This is a genomic window from Chloroflexota bacterium (assembly GCA_016875875.1).
GTDB lineage: Bacteria > Chloroflexota > Dehalococcoidia > GIF9 > UBA5629 > 9FT-COMBO-48-23.
Genome location: VGOP01000006.1, coordinates 1 through 15904 on the forward strand (window position 1 = coordinate 1; position 15904 = coordinate 15904).

Here is a 15904-nt window from a genome sequence, read left to right on the forward strand (position 1 = left end):
TGGAGAAGACGGAGGGCGTCCCTTTCTTCATCGAGGAGTTCATAAAGTCGCTCAAAGACCTCAAGATAATCGAGAAAAAGGATAGTATCTACCGTCTACGCAAAGATATTCACGATGTAACCATACCCAGCACCATTCAGGATGTCATCATGGCCAGGGTTGACTCTCTGCCCGATGCCGCCAGAAGTGTGCTTCAGAGAGGCTCGGCCATCGAGAGGGAGTTCAGCTTCGAGCTGATAAAAAGGGTAACAGGTATATCAGAGAGGGAATTGTTGTCTCATCTGTCGGCGTTGAAGGATGCCGAGCTTATCTACGAGAGGGGGATATACCCGAAGTCAACCTACATCTTCAGGCATGCGCTGACCCGCGAGGTGGTGTACAACTCGATACTGGCGGCGAGGAAAAAGAAGCTTCACCTGGACATAGGCGATGCCATCGAGGAGATATATAAAGACAGCCCGGATGAGCATTACGAGGCGCTGGTCGCTCATTACATCGCAGGCGAGAACTACGAGAAGGGGGCTGACTATTGCCGGCTGGCGGCAAGGAAAGGTGAGCGTGCAGTCTCATTTGCCGACGCGATTGCCTACGGTGAGAAGAGAGTCGCCTGCCTTGAGAGGCTGCCGCGTACGGGAGACATGGAGAAGCAGATAATCGATACAAGGGCGACACTTGGAATGTATTACACAAGTGTGAACTATTGGGTTGAGGCAAAGGAAGCAGTCGAGCCGGTGGTTGAACTGGCTTTGAAGCGTGACTATAAAAGGGGGATCGGCAGAATATACAACATAATGGGTATGTATGAGTGTAATATTGAGGGTGATTTCGCCACTGGCTTAAAGTATCTGGAACAGGCACTGAAGATCGGCGAGGAGCTGAATGATCTTGTTAATGTAGTCTATACACGATATTGGCTGGGATGTGGTCTAGGATTAACTTGTGAGTTTGACCGTGCCCTTCCTCATTTTGAGAGAGGTTTGGAGATCAATACGGCGGCAAATAGTATCTGGGGAGTGGCAACATTTAAAAGCACTATAGCTTGGTTCAATTATGGTTTTCAAGGAAAGATTGACCTGGCATATCAGACCGGCCAGGAGGCGTTGAAGCTGGCCGAAGAGAGCGGTGATATAACTTCAAAACTAATCGCATACACCAGTCACGGTTACTCTTGTTATTACAAGGGCTTCCTGGATGAAGCCGAGGAGCACCTGCTGAAAGCAGTAGATTACTGCGACAGTGTTAACCTTTTTAACTGGGGTGGTCTTGCAAATTATGGCCTGGGTGAGGTCTATTTTGACAGGGGAGAATATGCGAAATGCCAGGAACTCTATCGTAGGGCAATTTCCTTGGCAGAAAGCCTTAGATTGGCACCCTCCTGGTTGATATACCGTAGAGTAGCTTTGGCCAGGGCTAAGGTGCTGAATAATGAGAAGGACGTTGATTTGGAATCTTTATATGTGCAGGCGGATATAAATTATACAAAATACTGGGATGGCATAATATCAAAACATATCGCAGAGATACTGCTAAATATCGATGATAAGCACATGTCTGAGGCGGAGGATTGGGTCAGGAAAGCCATTGAAACAGATAGCAATAACGGCACGATGTGGGAGTTAGGAAGGGCTCACGCCCTCTATGCCGAGCTGCTCAAAAGAAAGGGCGACCTGCCGGGAGCCAAAGATAAGCTGAGCAAAGCTATAGAAATCTATGGGGAATGCGGCGCTGACGGCTGGCTCAAAAAAGCACAAGAAGACCTGGCGCAGATTGAAAAGCCGACGCGCAAGCGCTCCCAGCGCTCTGGAAGATAAACCCTCGACAAGCTCGCCTATGCAACAATGTTCCTGAAAACGTCGTTTGTTGCACTTTCACTCATTTAGTGACCTCGGAGAGAATTCCTAACCACAGCTACACATTGATGATGATTCAAATCTCACTATGAGACAACGATACCTAGCTGCTAACTATCGGACCTATGACGCCAGTCGTAAGAGCAAGGCTGGAGACCTTTCCATCACCCCTCTAAATCTGCTCGATTTGGAAGTTGTCTTGCCGATGTAATTGTCCTACAATTTAACGGACTCGTTGGCGGACACATGAGGAATACGCTTCCCTTGCTGCTGTTAGTCATCGCCTTGGTGCTTATCGGGAACTTTGTCATACTTAGGCTTTACGGTGATACTCTGCAAAGCACACACCTGTTTATTGTCCGTGGCACGGTCTTCTATCCCGTAGCCTTGCTGAATCTTGTTCTTGGCATTTTACTGATCGCTTTTCTTGTTTGGGAATGGTTAACCCAGAGAAAAAGTCTTAAGTGACAAGCCTACGGTACTCAGCAGGAAGTAACGAAATAGTAACTTGAGATATTCGAAGAAACTGTTAATATAAGAAATATGATACGATCTGAAATACCACCTTTTATGCCTATGCCAGTGTTCTAATCCTGACGCCAGTTCGAAAACAATAAATCGTTAAGGAGCTAAATATCATATCTACTAAGGGAATCAGAAATCTATTTAAACATCCTTACACCAAGAATATTCTATCAGCTCTGGCGGTAGCGTTTTTTGGCTTTGTGCTGCTGAATCTTACCTTTCTATTCAACTATCTGGTATTTCAATTTATCGGTCTCTTTATACCGGATGACTTCGAGCCTGTACCCCGGTGGCTACCCATAGCGAGACATATTCTGTTCGTGATTATCATCGCTTTGATTTCGTGGATTATTTTCCGCACAAAGTTGCCAGTACTTATTAAGGCAATTTTTATGACGGTGCCAACGGCCGTAGTCCTTGTGACTATTGGGATACTGTTGTATTCCTTACCAGTCGTGCCATATATAGTCGGAGTTATATTGACTATAGGCGTTTTGTTTTATTTCTATCGTACCAAAAAACCGTGGCTTTACTATTACAGCGTAATCTTAGTAGCGATAACGCTGATGATTTTTACCCTCATGGGTGGAGAAATATGAACTACAAAGCAACAGTTGTCTAAAAAGTTCAGTAAAACGCCTTTTGCGTTTAGAAGGCTAGGGATTTCCTGTTGAACTCCCAGGTTAACTAATCTTACCAAATCTGTATGCAGCGATAGCCGCATCAACCAGATACCAAACTCCCATGCCTCCACATGTTATCAGCTTTAAGACACCCAATCCGATTTGTCCTTGGTAGAAACGGTCCAGACCAAAATAGCCAGCAAGGAAAGATATTACCAGGATGGTTAACTGGCGTTGCCATTCCTTCTTTATAGCCATCTTCAATACCTCCTTCGGTTTCTTCAATTTGAAGTCTACCATAGCTGGCGATAGGCACACAATCGCCTGGTTTGTGTAGGGTCGCGTGAGAAACTAATAATAGGCTGCAGCAGTCCGAGGCTGAAATATGGGGCTTTGGCGGTGGGAGATGAGGGGAATTGGATATCCCCGGTGGTTTGGAAGGCTTTCCTGGGGCTCGTGGTGAGCTCTGAGCTTTGCGAAGAATAGTAAGGGTCATGAAACTGGTCTTCGGAAAATAAAAAAAGGGCGTAGGTCTAAAGACCTACGCCCTTGTGAAAAAGGCACAAAAAAAGGCAAAAGAACCCCCTACACTTCAGAGGCTCTTTTGCCTGTGATTGTCTATAGTCAAACTATTCAGTTTTTTGGCAAGGCTTTCCCTTCAATTCGAGATAATTATTACTTTGTTTTTTGCTCTTGCTCTCTTATTGTCTCTTGCCTGTTTATCGGTAGCCTGCAACCGCTAGCACTACCGCTTGAGATAGTCTCAAAAAGCTAGAGACAAAACGAGTAGGCAAGGCAAGGCTGAAAGCCCAAAGCAAGCCTTGTCTCGAAAGTAGTTTTGCCTTATTCGGTTGTCCAGAGCCTTGCCGACCCGCAATCCGCTGGCATCGGTTAGATACTCCGCAAGAGGCTTTAGCCTCTCACTAATATAGTTCCAAAACCGAGCCAAAACGTTAGATAAAAGCTAGTTTTGCTTGATACTTTTTCCTTTGCTGGTATAGGTAGTTTCTCTCGTTATCGGCAAGAGGCAATCCGCTTACCTTTCTATAGGCTATCTTAATCAGTCTAGGCGGTGCTCTATACAGCCACAGTTTGGCATCAAGCCAAGCATCAACGTCTATCGCCTTATCATCGGCTAGCATCTGGCAAAGCTCTGTCTCGTTGCCTTCGCCATCATCTACAGTCCCGTTGAGACTGGTTATCTTCGGCAGTCTCATTATTTCCCGCCAGTATGCCATTACTGTATAGCTGGCTACTCTCACCATGCCGCCTTCAGTTAAGCTGTTGCCACTACCGTTATACTTTGCCTCGACTTCGGCAAGCCTTAAGATAATATCCTGCCTTAAGTCCTCTCTGTCCTCTGGCTTCGCCTTGTGTTGAAACTTCTCTGCAATCTTGCTATAGTTTGCCCAATCTAGCATAGTTGGCACTCCCTTCTGTGTTAGGTTTGCCCTAGCTCTGTTAACGCTGGCTAGGGCATTCTATTGGTCTCAAAGCAAGGCTCTGGACTTCAGCTATTCAGTTGTTAAGGTGCTTCGTATTTGACAACTTCATTATTGAACAATATGAGCTAATGTGCATTATTTAGATATAGCTACATTTATACATATATCATGGATGCGGAAGCTGGTCTCTGGCGTCAGTTACAGGTGCAACATGTGTCTTCGGCTATAGTCTGGTCTTAATGAAGTCCTACAGCCTTACTGAAGGTTTACGACGGCATTAGTAGGGTCTATGGTCATCTACCGTAGAGGGCAGCGTAAGGGTCAGCCCAGTCGCTTTCAGGGGCAGCCATGCCAGCACCCGTGAGGCGGTAGAACTTCCGTGGCTGACCTTGGGGATAGTAGTCTTGAAGGCTGGAATGCTCCTCAACTCCGCTCTCCTCGACATAACCCAACCGCTGCAAATTCGAGAAATAAGTAACGAATGAGTGATACCTGCAGCCGTGTGACTTCCAATGGATGCGTTCCATTTTCTTCTTGGCAATCCTTTCGATATTGTCGGGGCTTATGGCTCTCTTCTGCCGTTTTGCCTGTCGCTCCTCTTGCCTGGTAGCCCGATCCGTCGCGGTGAACTCAAGACGTGCCATCTTGTAATAGTGGAAGATGTCAGCCTGTGGAGCTCCAATCCCTGGGTCTATAGAGGGAGAACCAAAGGGCGCGTTACCCATGAGAAATTCCCGGATGAAAGTACCGCAGCCGAATGGCCTGAGGAAGCCGCCTCTCCTGGGCCTAAGAGGTAACATCTTCTGAATCCCTCTTCCAGAGCTTGTCGTACCACTCGCGGTGTTCCTGGCCGGCTACCTTGCGGTATTTAGCCGTAGTATTGAACGAGGCATGCCCCAGGTGTTCCTGAAGTAGTCTGAGGCCATCTCCAGAGTCATCCATTTTCATAGCCCGGATGGCGAAGGCGTCTCTGAGCCGGTGGGGGCTTACACCGCGTACTTCACCTGTCTCAGGATTTAGTAGAGGAGACAAGTCTGCCCTCTCAGCACAGTCTCTTATTATCTGCCAAGCACGATGGCGGTTTATACCGAAGATGAGCTTAACTCCGTCTCTGGTCACAGGGCCACCCCGTTTGATATAGTCCGTCAGCATCCTCACTGTCTCGGCATCAATGGGCAGAGTTCTTAAGCGTCTGTGCTCCAATTCCTTCTTAGTGGCTTCGTCTACCTTATTGCCGCACCCGGGGCAAAAACAGTGAGCTCTGCCCAGCCTGGTTCCACAGCTAGGGCAGAAAAGTCTGACGCGGCTCTTCAGGTGGATGATGGTAGCCAAGCCTGTGCCTAAATCTAAATCTTCAACTTTTAATGCCAAAGCCTCACTGATACGGCAAGCCAAACGATACAACAACCTGATGAGCAACTTGTCTCTGACAGATGATGCTGCTTGCTCTAAATGTGCAATATCTTTCGTACTTAAATAACTTTCCATCGATTGATTATCTATTCCGATTGCTTGTGATTAATTACCTACAATTCATTGAATCCTATCTGAATCCTATCTATGACTCGGCTTATTCGGGCCACCATCCTAGCCAGGTCTCCTTGTTACACTCGGTACATTTAATACATGCTGCGACTTTTCCTGTTGCTCCACAGTCACACGTGAATTCGCGTTGCAGGTCGGCGAGAGGGTCATGGTCAAGTTTCCACCTTGTCATGAAGGCTATGTGCAGGGCTTCGCTGCTGCACATAGCGCAAAACAAGATTGATGGTTTTATAAACCATTCTCCATCCTTTTTAGGATGCACGGCTTCGTCACCGATTCCTTCCGGAATGCTTTCTCGGCTCTCCCAACCCCAATATCCGCACCTGCCGTCATCTTCAAGGCACTCACATCCCTCATGTTTCTTAGCTCCGATTGCTCTGGCTACTATGATCAGGTCCTTGAGGTCCCGCCACTCGCTCGCCGACAGTGGTGATTTGCCTTTTCCAGAGTTAGGCGATGGGGTAACGGAATCAACAGGTGCGCGTACTCTAGTAGTCCGCAAGGATAGCTCGAAGGACCCATATTCCATCTGCTGTATGAGCTCATCGATTGTCACGTTCGGTTCTGCTTTGCTCAAGGTACACAAGCTTTTAAGAGCCCTACCACCCAGTTTCCCAGATGCCACCAGAGATAACACGGTGTCCTGATGGCTTGGTGGAAAGCTTGAAATCATGAGAGCTTCGTGCGGCCCTATGTGGCCAGCCTCTAATTGAGCACGCATGCTCACTGGAAGTAAAAGCAAGGCTAGCCTAGAGGAAATCGTACGTTGCGGAATCCCAGTTCGCCTTGACAGCTCTCTTTGTGACACCTCGTACTTGTCGATGTAAGTTTTGAAAGCCCGAGCCTGATCTAGAGGAGGAATATCCTCGCGCTGATAGTTTTCAGCTAACTGCATCTCAAGAGCTTTGCGATCATCGATATCTACTCTTACGATACAATCCACATACTGCAGGCCAGCTTCTATTGCAGCTCTCCAACGTCTCTCACCGACAACAATCAAATATTTACCGTTTTTCAGAGACCTTACAACAATTGGACCTATCTGACCTGTTTCAGCAATGCTTCGTGCCAATTCTTTAATCATTTCTGTATCTATGTTCTTCCGAGGCTGGTTTTTGTCGGGAACGATATCCGCCACATGCAATTTAACCAACTTACTATCCTGTGATTTAAATTCAATTTTCAATTGGCACCTCCTATTTCGTTTTAATGTCTAGGTTGTCCACCGGCGAACACCTTTTGTGGACTTCGCTAACGTCCGATTGGGCAAGGTTTACGTATCCCCTGAGCACATCTAAACTGCTGTGACCTGTTATCTGCTGGAGGCTAAAAATGTCGCCGCCGTTGCGGATCCAAAAAAGGCAAGCAGTATGCCTCAATGTATGTGGTGAACAACGAACACCAGTTATCCCAGCCTTTTTCCCGTAGTTCTTCATCCTCGATTCCACGCGATTTTTAGTCAAAGGCATGCCGTATCTAGTGAGAAATACACGATCATAAGAGGGTAAAGGTGGTTCCGGTCGATGTTTGTGAATGTATTTCCAAAGTAACTTCAGTACTTTAGTTCCGATGGGTACAATACGCTCTCTGCTTCCTTTTCCCATGACTTTGATGCATCTCCTGGTCATATCAATATCGCCTGGTCTAAGATTGGTGACCTCAGAAAGACGACACCCTGTATCTAATAAAAGGACGAGCAGTGTGTAGTCTCGGTAACCTTCGGATGTAGATACATCGATAGCGGCTAACAAATCCCAGATCTGCGCTTTCGTAAAACAGGGGATGACCTTCTTGGGAAACTTTGGAGCTTTTAATCCGTGGAATGGCGATTGCTCCACAAGCTCATCCGACACCCAACGGTTCCAAGCAGCCCTCAACGCCCGATAATAACAATTTATCGTTTGTGGACTCAGCGGCTTCTCTTGATGTGGTGTAAATCGATGACCGACATATCGATGGCATCCTTTCAGGTACAAGATGAAACCTCTAATCTCATTAGGACCAACATATTTTGCATCTATTGAAAGTTTATTAGCCTCCAAATACGCCTTCAATTTCTTGAGTACAAGTACGGTCAAATCTATACTCTTGCTACTCCTAGATTCAGCGGCTCCACAAAATATCTCGAACTGGATGAGACTATCGATCAAAGTGGCATTGGATCTCTGCCCATTCAGACTTCTATTGACATCTGGTTCTATTTTCATTATGCTCAAAATAACTGGTAAATTTTCAAGACAACTCCATTATGGGCCAAAGGATACAATTAGCTGTCGACGTTAAGCAGCGCTTAAAAAGGGTAGCCAGGAGATGCCAAAAATAACCCCCGACGAAAGATGGAGAAGGCACGTCTTAGAGCGATATACAGCCTTCGAGATGTCAGGTGAACTCATAGCTTTGCGTAACGAAGGACTCAAGATTCTGGGTCGAACATCTCTATATACTGGAGACGAATGGTTTCAAGATCGGCAAAAGAGGGATACATCGTCAGAGTACCCTAAATGGTGCGAAAAATGCGAGATGGTAGGAGCTCGATTCGGTCTCGCCCCCTGGACGGTACAGATGGCATGCCTAATCAAAGAATATTCCCCCGATAATAATTTGTTTATGGTTGAGTCTAACTGGCCACGAATCCGTGTCGTAACCGAAAATACCAATGAGCTATTTCTGAGTTGGCTCTGTTATGAAGCACGAAATCTTGGTCTTTATGTAATACAAAAGCACGGATCTTCAGAGACAACTATGATTGTTATAGATCTTGCGCCTCCGCTAGAACCACTGACCGATTCGTCGAGGCCACCACGCGACGCCGCCTTCCATATGAGAGTGGAGACTCCTGCTGAATATCCCCCGGAAGCTGCCAGTGATCTGCAAAGGGCAGCCTCAAATCTGGGGCGAGAGCTATCTCGGCGCTTGGGTTACCAGTCTCCACGGAGATTGAGATCATCAGAACTGATAACTACAGCAAAACAGCTCAAAGCTGACAAAAGCAAGTTAACGGAAGCAGAGAGTATCGAGGTCGTGGATAATCTTTATCCCAACCACGAAGAATCTGAAGAGCGAAAGCTGCTCAAACGTTGCAGATCACAAAAAAACCAGGTACGCCAGCGAATAGTAAAGCCGTATCAGCACAAAATCAAACCTAAAAATCCCCCCGCATAAGCATTCGGGGAACGTCGCAAATATTAATAACGTTCTCTGGCTCACGACTTGCTGCCCAGCGATTGTCACTTGGTAGCCTGATGTTCAAGTTCTTACAGAAGCAGTGAAAATCTTTTTGCAAGTAACAACCCCGTTGCCTGAAGGAGAAATATGAATGAGATTATCTACAGGACTTGCTGTGGCATGGGCATTCTGAACATCGACATCAGCGAGTTCACAGTAGCGTCGTGTCATCTCCAGGCTACTGTGCCCCAGAAGCCTCTGCAAGCTGAAGACGTCTCCCCCGTTCCTTAAGAAACTAATGGCAGCGGTATGACGAAAGGTATGCGGAGAACACCTCACTCCTAATATCTTTGCCTTTAATCCGTACTTCCTCATCCTGACCTCTACCCTGTTTTTACTCAAACGTCTGCCATCCGCCGTAAGAAACAAGAAATTCTCCCTGATCAGGGATGGTTCCGGTCGTACGTGGTTAATATAACGCCAGAGTACGCGTTGCACCCCTTTCCCGAAAGGAACCATCCTCTCCTTGTTTCCCTTGCCCATGACTCTCATCATCCTCTCTTCCAGACAGATATCGCCTAGTCTCAGAGTGGTCAGTTCGCTCAGCCTTATGCCCGTATCCAGAAACATAAGCACCATAGCATAGTCGCGATACCCTTCTCGGGTATCGACGGCGATGGCTTTTAAAAACTCTTGGAGTTGTGCATCCGAAAATGACCGTATTATCTTTCGGGAAGCCTTGGGAATCTTAACCTTGGTGAACGGTGTCTCACAAACAACTGTTTCCTCTTTTAACCAGGACCAGAAAGCACGAACGGATCTGATATAGCAATTAATGCTGTCATCAGACAGTCCGTTCTGGCATTGCCTCACAAAAGGATGGTTGCTATAGCGCCTCTTGCTCTGCAGATAAGTCACAAAGGTCCTCATCTCTTCAGCGCCGATATCTTCGACGGCGGTGGATTTTCGCTGTGATCGTAGAAACTGCTCCAGGTAGCTGACGCTGCTGGTCACCATGACAATGGTTTTATCGCTCTTGCCCTCTGCCCTGGCGCATAATCTATAACCTTCAATTAACTGTAAGATATCATGCCGCTCTTTTGCCAGATTTTTTAACGAAGCAGGAACCCCCCTTTGACGAAGCTGTTTTTTTGGTCTAAAATGAAGCTGTTTTTCGCGGGAGTAACTCAGTGGTAGAGTTCCTGCCTTCCAAGCAGGCTGTCGCGGGTTCGAGTCCCGTCTCCCGCTCCAAACTGCCAGCCTCACAACGAAGTATGACCTTTTAGTTATTGACAAAGCGGAGAGAATTCTCTATCATTATAATCGCCATTGACCATAGGGCAGTGAGCCTTTATTAAAACAAATAAAAAGGCCGCTTGGATCAGCGATGACCGAGACGGAAAATAGGGGTAGTGTTTATTGAGCCTTCTCGGCAATGCTGAGAAGGCTCTCTTTTTTAGGACGATGTATAACGCTATAACCGATATTCAGGGAATAAAGGTAGGACATTACACCGATAAGGACGCAGCTACTGGCTGCACCGTGATTCTGTGTGAGGCAGGAGCTGTTGCTGGGGCTGATGTGCGAGGCTCGGCACCAGGAACCAGGGAAACTGATCTGTTGCGACCGATGAATCTGGTGGAAAAAGTTCACGCTATTCTCCTCAGCGGCGGTAGCGCTTTTGGGCTGGATGCTGCCGGTGGCGTGATGCGACATCTCGAGGAACGAGGCATCGGCTATGAAACTCTGGTAGCTAAGGTGCCTATTGTGCCCACAGCCATTATTTTCGATTTGAGCATTGGTAAACCTAACGTCAGGCCGGGAATTGAAGAGGGCTATAAGGCTTGCCTGGCTGCTACTGACAAAGAAGTAGCTGAAGGCTGTGTCGGTGTCGGCACTGGCGCCACAGTAGGCAAAGCTTTAGGTATAGAAAGGGCTACCAAGAGCGGCTTGGGCACAGCCAGCTGCAAAATAAGCGGCGACATAATTGTCGCTGCCCTGGTAGTAGTCAATGCCGTGGGCGATATCATCAATCACAAAACAGGAGAAATCTTAGCTGGCCCTCGTAACGAAGTGAGTAATGGTTTCCTTAGCACCGTCGAACTGTTAACCGGGGGAGTTTATAGTTATAGAAGAGACCCTCTACCCACCAATACCACCTTGGGTGTGGTGGCTACCAACGCTAACTTGAATAAGGAGCAGGTGAATAAACTGGCACAGATGGCACAGGACGGCATAGCCCGGGCTATCAACCCCAGCCATACAATGCATGACGGCGATACCATGTTTGCTTTGTCTTTGGGTGACAAGATAAGCGATATCACCATTCTCGGCTCGGTGGCTGCCGAGGTGGTGTCTGAGGCCATAGTCCGGGCAGTACAGCAAGCAGAAACACTTGCCGGAATACCGGCAATTAAGGACGTGAAATGAGACCAAAGAATGCGCCGACAATTGGTTTTATAGGTGCCGGGACAACAGGTACGGCACTGGCTGTAAGGCTGGCGCAGCAAGGATACCAGGTAATTGCCGTATCCAGTCGGAGCTTGACCTCAGCAGAAAAGCTGGCTGGAAGGATAAACGGCTGCCAGGCTTACAAAGCAGTCCAAGAGGTAGCCGATGTCGCTCAGCTTGTTTTCATTACCACCCCAGACGACACCATTTCCAAGGTAGCTGCTGAGACCAAATGGCACAATGGACAAAGCGTGGTTCACTGCAGTGGCGCCCACTCCATTGACATTTTGGAACCAGCAAAACAGCTAGGAGCTAACGTAGGCTGTTTCCATCCCCTGCAGACTTTTGCCAGCGTTGACCAGGCAATAGAGAATATACCAGGTTCCACCTTCGCCATTGAAGCTGAAGAGCCACTATCGTCCACACTTAAGGAGATGGCTACCGTTTTAGAAGGAGATTGGGTAATCCTCAAGGCTGGTGATAAAGTGCTATACCATGCGGCAGCCGTCTTCGCCTGCAACTATCTGGTGACTCTGGTCAAACTAGCTACAGACTTATGGCAGACATTTGAGGTACCGTCAGCACAAGCAACCAAAGCCTTGATGCCTCTGCTACGGGGCACGTTAAGCAATATCGAAAACGTCGGCTTGCCAAACTGCCTCACCGGACCCATCGCCAGAGGCGACCTGGGCACTATAAGCAGACATCTAGAATCGTTAGAAAAACAAGCGCCATCACTGCTTAGCATCTACAAAGAGTTGGGGCTGCAGACCGTACCGATCGCACAGGCTAAAGGGAAAATAGATTCGAAAAGAGCAGAAGAGCTAAAAGCTTTACTGAGATAAAACAAAACGAGGAGACAAGAATGAGAACAATGCTCAAAAGCAAAATCCATCGGGCTCGGGTTACACAATGCAACGTCGATTACGAGGGCAGCATCACCATCGACAAGGACTTGATAGAAGCAGCCGACTTGCTCCCCTACGAAAAAGTTGATGTATTGAACATCAACAACGGTGCCAGATTCCATACTTACGTAATTGAAGGGAAAAGAGGTTCGGGAGAAATCTGTCTTAACGGTGCTGCCGCCAGACTCGTGACTAAGGGCGATATTGTTATTATCCTGTCTTACCATGTGGTTACTGATGATGAAGCTGTCACAGCCACTCCGAGACTGGTATATATAAATTCAGAAAATCGAATCGTTGACGCCAAAGGCACAAGAGACTGGACGAAAGATTTGTTATCAACGCTATAAAGGAACAGACTGTTTTCTAGTGCCGAGGAGGAGTGAAAATGCGAGTTAGTATTAACGAAATAAAGGAAATGAAATCAAAGAAAGAAAAGATAGTCATGCTCACCGCTTATGACTATTCCACCGCCAAACTGGTTGATGAGGCCAGCATACCATTGATTTTAGTCGGTGACAGTCTGGGCATGGTCATGCTGGGCTATGAATCAACCATTCCGGTAACAATGGACGAGATGATACACCACACCAAAGCCGTGGCCAGAGGCACCAAGCAAGCTCTGGTCATAGGTGACATGCCGTTTATGACCTATCACACAAATACTGCCGATGCCCTGCGCAACGCAGCACGATTCATTCAAGAGGGAGGAGCACAGGCGGTTAAACTGGAAGGTGGCGTGACTGTTGCCGAGACGGTAAAGCGAATTGTTGAATGCGGCATACCGGTCATGGGACACATCGGGCTAACTCCACAATCTGTACATCAACTGGGAGGGCATAAAGTGCAGGGCAAAACTCCCGAAGCTGCCGAGCGGTTGCTTAAAGATGCTAGAGCACTGGAACAAGCTGGCGCCTTCGCCGTTGTCCTCGAACTTGTGCCAGCACCGCTATCCAAGCTAATTACGCAGAAAATAGGCATTCCCACTATCGGCATCGGTGCCGGTCCTGACTGCGATGGCCAGGTGCAGGTAATCAGCGACATGCTTGGTCTGTTTTCCGACTTTGTGCCCAAGCATGCCAAGCAGTTTGCCCAGTTAGCCGGTTTTATCAAAACTGCCCTCGCTGATTATATGGCTGAAGTCAAAGCAGGTAAATTCCCTACCGCCGAACATAGCTCTACTATCGATGAGAGCCTGCTTGAAGAATTAGCACGCGCCTGAACGGCCATGCAAATAGCCAAAACCATCGCTGAGATGAAAGCCCTGAGGATGAAGAGCTTCGGCTCTGTAGGCTTCGTCCCCACCATGGGCTATCTTCACGAGGGACATCTGGCTTTAGTCAAGCAAGCTCGAGCTGAAAACTCAATCGTCGTAGCCAGCATTTTTGTCAATCCCACCCAATTCGGTCCCACCGAGGACTTCAAAGCTTATCCCCGCGACACAGAGCGCGACTTGGCTATGCTGAGGAAAGAGAGGGCAGACATCGTCTTCATGCCATCGGCTGAAGAGATGTATCCTGAATCGTTCAGCAGCTGGGTGGAGGTGGAAAAAATTACCGACCGACTTGAAGGCAGCTACCGTCCCGGGCATTTCAAGGGGGTGGCTACTGTAGTTGCCAAGCTATTTAATATCGTCGAGCCTACACAAGCCTATTTTGGCCAGAAAGATGCCCAGCAGGCATTAGTTATCAAGAAGATGGTAGCCGACCTCAACATGAATCTGGAAGTAATCGTAGCACCAACTGTTCGGGAGAGCGATGGGCTGGCTATGAGCAGCCGTAACATTTACCTAAACCTGCAAGAGCGACAAGCGGCTACCGTCCTGTTTAAGGCTCTTACCCTGGCTCGAAACCTGTGGGAAGAAGGCGAGAGAAACGCTGAGACTATACGTCAACAGATGACTTCTCTCATCAGCAAAGAGCCACTGGCTAAAATCGAGTATGTCAGCATTGCCGATGCCCAGACTCTGGAAGAACTATCAAAAATAGACGGACCGGCACTAGCTTCGCTGGCAGTTAGAGTCGGTAAGACCAGACTTATAGACAATATAGTGCTGGAATAAAATCACTCGCGAACCAGCGCTAGCAATCCAATCATCGCCAGGAATGCTAAGCCAGCTCCGAAATAGAAGGGCGCTGCCGGACTGATTGTCTGCCACAGCCATCCGGCTATGATACTGGCCGGTAAGAGAGTGATGCCAACTACACCATGAAAAAGACCATAGGCGGTGCCGCACCTGTCTTCAGGCACTAAGTCAGCGACAAAAGCTCGCGCTACACCTTCGGCAAGCCCATAGTAGACTCCATATAGGGCAAAAAGCAGCCATATATGCCACGAGGCAGATGTCACGGCGAAGCCAAGATAAACGAGAGCATAAATCAACCACCCAAGCACTATAATTCTACGTCTGCCCAACCTGTCTGACAGTATTCCAGCAGGTATGGAAACTGTTGCGTAGACGACATTAAACAGTATGAGCATCAAGAGTATATAGAGTACAGGGTTACCCAGGTTCTGTGCTCTCAGAATGAGAAAAGCATCGCTGGAATTGCCTAAAGTAAATAAAAACATTATGCCCAGAAAAAGCTTGAATCGATTATCAAAGCCAGTCTTCGTGTCCTGAGAGCTTTTTGGCAAACACTCAGAGTAGCTCTGCGGGCTTGAATTTTTCTTAGCCTCGCGAATAAAGAAAAAAATAAACAGCGACAGCACTGCCGGGATAATGCCAATCAGCACCAGCCACTGATAAGTGCCTCGAATCAGCTCCAGAGTACCACTCTGGAGAAAGAAGACGACAATGGCGGCAAAAACAAGCCCCATGGCAGCGCCGGAGGTATCCATAGCCCTATGAAATCCAAAGGCTTTGCCTCGCTGCTCAGCCGAAACAGAATCGGCTACCAGCGCATCACGTGGTGCCGTGCGTACACCCTTGCCGAAGCGGTCGGCAAATCTCACCCCCAACACCAGCCCCCAGTTTGTGGCTATATACATAAATGGTTTAGCCAGAGTAGACAACCCGTAACCGACAAAAGCTAAGAATTTACGTTTGCCCAGCCTGTCGCTGAGCCAGCCGCTGACAACTTTGAGCAAAGAGGCTGTGCTTTCAGCCACTCCCTCAATAAAGCCAATGACAACTGCAGCCGCTCCCAGTATATTGGCCAGAAACAAAGGAAGAAGTGTGAAAATCATCTCACTGCTGACATCAGTGAGAAAACTCACAAGCCCCAGGAAAAATATGTTTGGGTTAAGTCCAAAAATGCGTTTACGTTCCGTAAGTTGTTGCTGCTTCCTCATAAGACCATTAAGTATAGCACCCTTGTCAAGCACCTTACTATGCATGTCAGCAGCTTATTACTCAACCACTTTAAACCCCCAAGATTGCCACGTTTCGC

General features: G+C 47.7%; 16 protein-coding genes and 1 tRNA gene. 9 read left to right on the forward strand and 8 right to left on the reverse strand.

Translation table 11 applies throughout. The features are described from left to right. Both FJ023_05500 and FJ023_05505 read left to right on the forward strand, forming a co-directional pair. A partial coding sequence (locus tag FJ023_05500) for a tetratricopeptide repeat protein (GenBank protein ID MBM4446792.1) occupies nucleotides 1–1811 on the forward strand: 1811 nt, incomplete at its 5' end. Between the two features lie 285 nt (nucleotides 1812–2096). Next, complete coding sequence (locus FJ023_05505) at nucleotides 2097–2318, forward strand: hypothetical protein (protein ID MBM4446793.1); 222 nt, start codon at nucleotides 2097–2099, stop codon at nucleotides 2316–2318. A 740-nt stretch (nucleotides 2319–3058) separates the two neighbouring features. Here FJ023_05505 and FJ023_05510 read toward each other — a convergent pair. From FJ023_05510 to FJ023_05535, 6 genes are all read right to left on the reverse strand, one after another. Further along, nucleotides 3059–3298: a TM2 domain-containing protein gene (locus FJ023_05510; GenBank protein ID MBM4446794.1), complete on the reverse strand. Its 240-nt coding sequence runs from the start codon at nucleotides 3296–3298 to the stop codon at nucleotides 3059–3061. A 653-nt stretch (nucleotides 3299–3951) separates the two neighbouring features. Continuing rightward, on the reverse strand, nucleotides 3952–4419 hold the full coding sequence (locus tag FJ023_05515) for a hypothetical protein (protein MBM4446795.1): 468 nt from the start codon (nucleotides 4417–4419) through the stop codon (nucleotides 3952–3954). Nucleotides 4420–4736: 317 nt separating this feature from the next. Continuing rightward, entirely contained in the window at nucleotides 4737–5243 is a 507-nt protein-coding gene (locus FJ023_05520) for a hypothetical protein (protein MBM4446796.1), read from the reverse strand. Then, nucleotides 5230–5931, reverse strand: coding sequence for an integrase (locus FJ023_05525; protein MBM4446797.1), 702 nt, complete (start codon nucleotides 5929–5931; stop codon nucleotides 5230–5232). The genes FJ023_05520 and FJ023_05525 overlap by 14 nt, the downstream gene beginning before the upstream one ends. A gap of 82 nt (nucleotides 5932–6013) precedes the next feature. Further along, nucleotides 6014–7174 (reverse strand): ParB/RepB/Spo0J family partition protein, encoded by a 1161-nt coding sequence (locus FJ023_05530; GenBank protein MBM4446798.1) that lies wholly within the window; start codon nucleotides 7172–7174, stop codon nucleotides 6014–6016. A gap of 10 nt (nucleotides 7175–7184) precedes the next feature. After that, nucleotides 7185–8195, reverse strand: coding sequence for a hypothetical protein (locus tag FJ023_05535; GenBank protein ID MBM4446799.1), 1011 nt, complete (start codon nucleotides 8193–8195; stop codon nucleotides 7185–7187). 103 nt (nucleotides 8196–8298) lie between these two features. On the opposite strand from FJ023_05535, the gene FJ023_05540 reads away from it, so the two are divergent. Further along, nucleotides 8299–9150 (forward strand): hypothetical protein, encoded by an 852-nt coding sequence (locus tag FJ023_05540; GenBank protein MBM4446800.1) that lies wholly within the window; start codon nucleotides 8299–8301, stop codon nucleotides 9148–9150. A gap of 84 nt (nucleotides 9151–9234) precedes the next feature. Here the strand turns inward: FJ023_05540 and FJ023_05545 are convergent, their stop codons facing one another. Next, the gene (locus tag FJ023_05545; GenBank protein MBM4446801.1) at nucleotides 9235–10170 is read right to left on the reverse strand and encodes a recombinase XerD; all 936 of its coding nucleotides are present in this window, start codon (nucleotides 10168–10170) and stop codon (nucleotides 9235–9237) included. Between the two features lie 159 nt (nucleotides 10171–10329). On the opposite strand from FJ023_05545, the gene FJ023_05550 reads away from it, so the two are divergent. From FJ023_05550 to FJ023_05575, 6 genes are all read left to right on the forward strand, one after another. After that, nucleotides 10330–10404, forward strand: a tRNA-Gly gene (locus FJ023_05550). Nucleotides 10405–10617: 213 nt separating this feature from the next. Continuing rightward, nucleotides 10618–11583, forward strand: coding sequence for a P1 family peptidase (locus tag FJ023_05555; protein ID MBM4446802.1), 966 nt, complete (start codon nucleotides 10618–10620; stop codon nucleotides 11581–11583). Continuing rightward, on the forward strand, nucleotides 11580–12449 hold the full coding sequence (locus FJ023_05560) for a DUF2520 domain-containing protein (GenBank protein MBM4446803.1): 870 nt from the start codon (nucleotides 11580–11582) through the stop codon (nucleotides 12447–12449). Before FJ023_05555 ends, FJ023_05560 begins: the two co-directional genes overlap by 4 nt. Before the next feature lie 20 nt (nucleotides 12450–12469). Next, complete coding sequence (locus FJ023_05565; protein ID MBM4446804.1) at nucleotides 12470–12862, forward strand: aspartate 1-decarboxylase; 393 nt, start codon at nucleotides 12470–12472, stop codon at nucleotides 12860–12862. Between the two features lie 38 nt (nucleotides 12863–12900). Then, nucleotides 12901–13734, forward strand: coding sequence for a 3-methyl-2-oxobutanoate hydroxymethyltransferase (panB, locus tag FJ023_05570; protein ID MBM4446805.1), 834 nt, complete (start codon nucleotides 12901–12903; stop codon nucleotides 13732–13734). A gap of 6 nt (nucleotides 13735–13740) precedes the next feature. Then, the gene (locus tag FJ023_05575; protein MBM4446806.1) at nucleotides 13741–14574 is read left to right on the forward strand and encodes a pantoate--beta-alanine ligase; all 834 of its coding nucleotides are present in this window, start codon (nucleotides 13741–13743) and stop codon (nucleotides 14572–14574) included. Nucleotides 14575–14576: 2 nt separating this feature from the next. Here the strand turns inward: FJ023_05575 and FJ023_05580 are convergent, their stop codons facing one another. Then, nucleotides 14577–15806 carry an MFS transporter gene (locus tag FJ023_05580; GenBank protein MBM4446807.1) on the reverse strand — a complete coding sequence of 410 codons (1230 nt, stop codon included), beginning with the start codon at nucleotides 15804–15806 and terminating at the stop codon, nucleotides 14577–14579. Nucleotides 15807–15904 lie beyond the last annotated feature (98 nt).